This is a genomic window from Bradyrhizobium sp. (genome assembly GCF_016462955.1).
Taxonomy (GTDB): domain Bacteria; phylum Pseudomonadota; class Alphaproteobacteria; order Rhizobiales; family Xanthobacteraceae; genus Bradyrhizobium.
This window is the reverse complement of sequence record NZ_JAEMSD010000306.1, coordinates 3466-8444: the sequence shown is the minus strand read 5'-3', so window position 1 is coordinate 8444 and position 4979 is coordinate 3466. Positions and strand designations below refer to the sequence as shown.

5 protein-coding genes and 2 pseudogenes are annotated in these 4979 nt (G+C 64.8%); 5 read left to right on the top strand and 2 right to left on the bottom strand.

The annotated features are described in order from the left end of the window. The first annotated feature begins 76 nt into the window (after nucleotides 1-76). Nucleotides 77-694, top strand: a complete 618-nt coding sequence (locus JHD07_RS25890) for a hypothetical protein (RefSeq protein ID WP_291627209.1) — start codon at nucleotides 77-79, stop codon at nucleotides 692-694. A gap of 120 nt (nucleotides 695-814) precedes the next feature. Continuing rightward, complete coding sequence (locus tag JHD07_RS25885; RefSeq protein ID WP_291627207.1) at nucleotides 815-994, top strand: hypothetical protein; 180 nt, start codon at nucleotides 815-817, stop codon at nucleotides 992-994. Between the two features lie 5 nt (nucleotides 995-999). Here the strand turns inward: JHD07_RS25885 and JHD07_RS25880 are convergent. After that, a pseudogene (locus JHD07_RS25880) lies at nucleotides 1000-2022 on the bottom strand (methionine synthase). A gap of 122 nt (nucleotides 2023-2144) precedes the next feature. Between JHD07_RS25880 and JHD07_RS25875 the strand changes: the two are divergent. The 3 genes from JHD07_RS25875 to JHD07_RS25865 all read left to right on the top strand — a co-directional run bounded on the left by JHD07_RS25875 (nucleotide 2145) and on the right by JHD07_RS25865 (nucleotide 4602). Beyond that, on the top strand, nucleotides 2145-2846 hold the full coding sequence (locus JHD07_RS25875; RefSeq protein ID WP_291627204.1) for a glutathione S-transferase N-terminal domain-containing protein: 702 nt from the start codon (nucleotides 2145-2147) through the stop codon (nucleotides 2844-2846). 170 nt (nucleotides 2847-3016) lie between these two features. Then, nucleotides 3017-3625: a 2-hydroxychromene-2-carboxylate isomerase gene (locus tag JHD07_RS25870; RefSeq protein WP_291627203.1), complete on the top strand. Its 609-nt coding sequence runs from the start codon at nucleotides 3017-3019 to the stop codon at nucleotides 3623-3625. Next, nucleotides 3625-4602 (top strand): NADPH:quinone oxidoreductase family protein, encoded by a 978-nt coding sequence (locus tag JHD07_RS25865; protein WP_291627201.1) that lies wholly within the window; start codon nucleotides 3625-3627, stop codon nucleotides 4600-4602. Before JHD07_RS25870 ends, JHD07_RS25865 begins: the two co-directional genes overlap by 1 nt. Before the next feature lie 142 nt (nucleotides 4603-4744). Here the strand turns inward: JHD07_RS25865 and prpE are convergent. Then, nucleotides 4745-4979: pseudogene (gene prpE, locus JHD07_RS25860) on the bottom strand (propionyl-CoA synthetase); the annotation flags it as partial.

Sequence of the window (4979 nt, the reverse complement as noted above, 5' to 3'; positions counted from 1 at the left end):
GCCCAGCATCGAACCCGGAATCTCGAGATTCCGGGTTCGATGCTGGGCATCGCCCCGGAATGACGGTACCGAAAAAATGCCCCTCCAGAACCGGGTCACGCCCACCGGCGATATCATCGCCACCCCGCATCGCGGCCTCTTCACCGGCAATCGCGGCATCATCCACGACCCCGCAACGAAGACGCTGCTGAACAAGCGCTGGTCGTCGCCGGCATGGATCACATGCCTGTGCGAATTCCGCGGCTGGCGGCGGCCTGTGATGGCGCGGCGGAGCTGGACCGAGTTGTTCTTTCTCGACGAGCCGACGGCCTTTGCCGCCGGACACCGGCCCTGCTTCTTTTGCAGACGGGACGACGCCAAACGGTTTCGCGCGGCGTGGGAGAAGGGCAATGGTGCGAGCGGCATCAGCGCGAAGGAGATGGATGCCGTTCTGCATCGCGAGCGTCTCGATCGCGGCCGCAAGCGATTGCACCCGCTCCCGATGCCGCTGTCGGGCCTACCCGACGGCGCGATGGTGCAGCAGGGCGAAGACAGCTTTTTGGTGCTGCAGGGACGGGTGCTGCGGTGGTCGCCGGCGGGCTATGCCGATGCTCAGGGGCGGCTCGACGACGCCAGGCTCTTGACGCCGCCCTCGACGCTGCGTGCGCTGAGCGCGGGTTATCAACCCAGGCTGCATCCGACGGCACTCAGCTAGACGTATCCTATGGTCGTTCCGATGGCGGCTATACCGCCTTTATAACATCGTCCCGTCGGTCCCATCGATCGGCTATGCCCGGCAGCTTACCTTCTCGTGCAACATCGAGGAGAGAGTCAAATGCTGAACTTTCTGACCCGCATCGACAGGTACATGACGAGCAACTTGCACGAGCACGGCCAATATCTGCTCGGGCTGAAGTCGCTCGACGGCCATGCCTGCAAGGGCGATGACCAGCAAGTCGCCGTCAGAACGCGCGAGTCAGCGCCCGGAACCGGAACGTCGCTGCCGCGCAATTAGGTGTCTCACCCCAGCTTTTCGCGCGCCAGCGCCGCGCCGGCGCCGAGCGCCATCAGCTTGGCTTCGGCGATCTCGCGACGCATCGGCGCCATGCCGCAATTGGTGGTCGCGATGATGTTGCTCTTGGGTACGAATCGCGCCACCGCGTCGATCACCTTCACGACGTCCTCGGCGGTCTCCACCGTGTCGCTGGCGACGTCGATCACGCCGGCCTGCACGATCTTGTTCTTGAGCAGCGCGAGCAGGTCGAGCGGCACCTTCGAATTCCGGCACTCGATCGCGACCTGCTGGATCGGGCTGGCGTCGATGGCCGGGAAGATCTGCTAGTATTGCCGCCACTGGCTGCCCAGGGTCTCCTTCCAGTCGGTGTTGGCCTTGATGCCGTAGCCGTAGCAGATGTGCACGGCAGTGGTACAGGTCAGCCCCTGCGCGGCGCGCTCCAGCGCCTTGATGCCCCAATCGTTGACCTCGTCCATGTAGACGTTGAAGGCGGGCTCGTCGAACTGCACGAGATCGACGCCGTCGGCCTGCAGGGCCTTGGCCTCCTCGTTGAGCAGCTCGGCGAAGGCAAACGCCATCTTGACGCGGTCGCCGTAATAGCGGTCGGCAATGGTATCGATGATGGTCATCGGGCCGGGCAGGGTGAATTTCAGCTTCTTCTTCGTGTGCGTGCGCGCCACACGCGCCTCGAAGGCGTGGACGCGATCCTTCAGGCGGAGCGGGGCGACCACCTGCGGCACCATCGCCTTGTAGCGGTCCTTGCGGATGCCCATCTCGACCTTGTGGGCGAAATCGATGCCCTCGATCTTCTCCAGGAAACCGTGGACGAAATGCTGCCGGGCCTGCTCGCCCTCGGTGACGATGTCGATGCCGGCGTCCTCCTGGATCTTCAGCCAGATTAGCGTCGCATCTCGCTTGGCCCGGAGCAGCTCGTCACCCTCTGACTTCCAGGGCGCCCACAGCATGTTGGGCTCGGCCAGCCATTCCGGCTTCGGCAAGGAGCCGGCGATCGTGGTTGGAAACAGCATGGCGGCTCTCCCGGCAGGTTGTGTTGCGCCCCTTCCTGCCATGTCCTAACGTCGAGGTACAGGACAACGAAAGTCGCTCTCTGAACCAGCGGCGGCGATGGGGAATACCAAGGGAAAAGGTCATGATCGACCTCTATTACGCGCCGACGCCGAACGGCTGGAAAATCTCGATCATGCTGGAGGAACTCGGGCTGCCTTACACCGTGAAGCCCGTGGACATCCGCGCCGGCGAGCAGTTCAGCCCTGAGTTTCTTGCGATCTCCCCGAACAACCGTATTCCCGCGATCGTCGATCACGAGCCCGCCGACGGCGGCGCGCCGTTCGCGGCTTTCGAGACCGGCGCGATCCTGATCTATCTGGCGGAAAAGACCGGCCGCTTTCTGCCGGCGGACTTGCGCGACCGTTCCACCACGATCCAATGGGTGATGTGGCAGATGGCCGGGCTCGGACCGATGCTCGGCCAGCACGGGCACTTCGCACTCTATGCGGCCGAGAAGATTCCTTACGCGATCGCGCGCTATCGCGACGAGGCGGCGCGGCTCTACGGCGTGCTCGACCGGCAGCTGGGGAAGACCGGAGCTTTCGTTGCTGGCGGCTATTCCATCGCCGACATCGCCTGCTTCCCCTGGACCATGACCCACAAGGCGCAGGGTTTCACCCTCGACGACTATCCGAACGTGAAACGCTGGTATGCCGAGGTCCGCGCCAGGCCGCAGGTGCAGGCGGGGCTTGCGATCGGCAAGTTCGTGAAGGAGCCGTTCGACGAGGAATCACGCAAGATCATGTTCGGGCAACGGGCTAAGGAAGTGCTGGGAAGGAAGTGATGGCCGCGCCGTCATTCCGGGGCGCGCGAAGCGCGAACCCGGAATCCATCGGGCCGCGGAACGAGAGGCAAAATGGATTCTCAGGTGCGCAATTGCGCACCATAGTTCGCGCCAAGAAGGCGCGCCCCGGAATGACGATGACGAGACAAGACGCGACAAAGGAAACCCCCATGATCGAATTCTTCTTCGACTGTTCCAGCCCCTGGACCTATCTCGCTTTCCACAACATCCAGCCGCTGGCGAAGGAGGTGGGCGCCGAGATCGTCTGGCGGCCGATCCTGGTCGGCGGCATCTTCAACACGGTCAACCCCAGCGTCTACGCGCAGCGCGAGAAGCCGGTGCCGCTGAAGGCGCGCTACATGAAGAAGGATCTGCAGGACTGGGCCCGCTCGGCCGGCCTTGCGATCAAGATGCCGCCGACGGTGTTTCCCGTGAACAGCGTCAAGGCCATGCGCGGCTGCATCTGGCTCGGCAAGGACATGGTGCCGTTCGCGACCGGCGTGTTCGAGGCCTATTGGGGCGAAGACAAGGACATCTCGCAGGACGTGGTGCTCGCCGAGATCTGCAAGAAAGTTGGTGTCGACGAGGCGAAATTCTTCGCAGGGATTGCCGAGCAGGGGATCAAGGACCAGCTCAAGGCCAATACCGAAGAGGTGGTCGCCCGCGGCGGCTTCGGCTCGCCGACGATCTTCGTGAACAAAACCGACATGTACTTCGGCAACGACCGGCTGCCGTTGATCCGCGAGGCGCTCATGCGCACCAAGGCGAGCGCGGCCTGATGGTGCGCGCCGTCGTCTGCCGTGAGCTCGGCCCGCCCGAGACGTTGCGGCTGGAAGAGTTTCCGCCCCGGGCCGTGAAGCCCGGCGAGGTGCGGGTCGCGATCCGTGCAGCCGGGCTGAATTTTCCCGACGTGCTGATGGCCGCCGGCGAATACCAGCTCAAGCCGGAGCTGCCATTCACGCCGGGCATGGAAGCCGCCGGCGACGTCACCGAGGTGGGATCAGAGGCAAGCGGCGTTGCCGTCGGCGACAAGGTCATCGTCAAGATGCGCCATGGCGCATTCGCCGACGAAGCTGTGGTCTCGCCGTCGCAGCTGACGCCGATGCCGTCCACCTTCGACTATGCGGAGGCTGCGACTTACCTCGCGGGCCACGGCACCGCCTATCATGCGCTGATCGATCGCGGCCGGGTCGCGCCGGGCGAGGTGCTGCTGGTGCACGGCGCCGGCGGCGGCGTCGGTCTTGCCGCCGTCGAGATCGGCAAGATGCTGGGCGCGACCGTGATCGCAACCGCCTCCAGCGACGAGAAGCTCGCCGTTGCGCAATCGCGCGGCGCCGATCATCTCGTGCGCTACGACCGCGAGCCGTTTCGCGATGCCGTCAAGCGCATCACCGACGGCCGCGGCGCCGACGTCGTGTTCGATCCGGTCGGAGGCCAGGTGTTCGAGGACTCGATGCGCTGCATTGCCTGGGGCGCGCGGCTTCTGGTGATCGGCTTCACCGGCGGGATCGGTTCGGCCAAGACCAACCTGTTGCTGATCAAGGGGGCCAGCGTGCTCGGCGTGCGCGCCGGCGAAGCTGTGCGGAAAGATCCCGCGCTGGGTGAGGTGCGCCTGAAGGCGCTCTTGCGGTGGGCGGAGGAGGGCAAGCTGCGTCCGAACGTCTCGCACCGCCTGCCGCTGGAGGACTACGCGAAGGCGATGCGGTTGTTGATCGACCGCAAGGCGATCGGGCGCGTAGCGCTGATGATGGAATGAGATGTCATGCCCCGCGGAGGCGGGGCATCCAGTAATCACCAGCGGTCGTGATAATTGACGCTGGTGGAATACTGGATCACCCGCCTTCGCGGGTGATGACAGCGGGAACGGCGCGACAGCGTCCCACCAGACCAAGTTCACCTCACACCCGCCCCTTCAGCGCCTCGCCGATCTCGTCGAGCGCCTTGGGATCCTCGATCGTGGCCGGCATGGTCCAGGAGTCGCCGTCGGCGATCTTCTTGATGGTGCCGCGCAGGATCTTTCCGGAGCGCGTCTTGGGCAGGCGGCCGACGGTAATGGCGAGCTTGAAGGCGGCGACTGGCCCGAGCTTGTCGCGCACCAGCGCGATGATCTCCTTCTCGATCTCGGCGGGGGGG

Coding starts and splice junctions, on each gene's coding strand:
- JHD07_RS25890 (WP_291627209.1), top strand. CDS start 77: ATGCCCCTCCAGAACCGGGTCACGCCCACCGGCGATATCATCGCCACC.
- JHD07_RS25865 (WP_291627201.1), top strand. CDS start 3,625: ATGGTGCGCGCCGTCGTCTGCCGTGAGCTCGGCCCGCCCGAGACGTTG.
- JHD07_RS25885 (WP_291627207.1), top strand. CDS start 815: ATGCTGAACTTTCTGACCCGCATCGACAGGTACATGACGAGCAACTTG.
- JHD07_RS25870 (WP_291627203.1), top strand. CDS start 3,017: ATGATCGAATTCTTCTTCGACTGTTCCAGCCCCTGGACCTATCTCGCT.
- JHD07_RS25875 (WP_291627204.1), top strand. CDS start 2,145: ATGATCGACCTCTATTACGCGCCGACGCCGAACGGCTGGAAAATCTCG.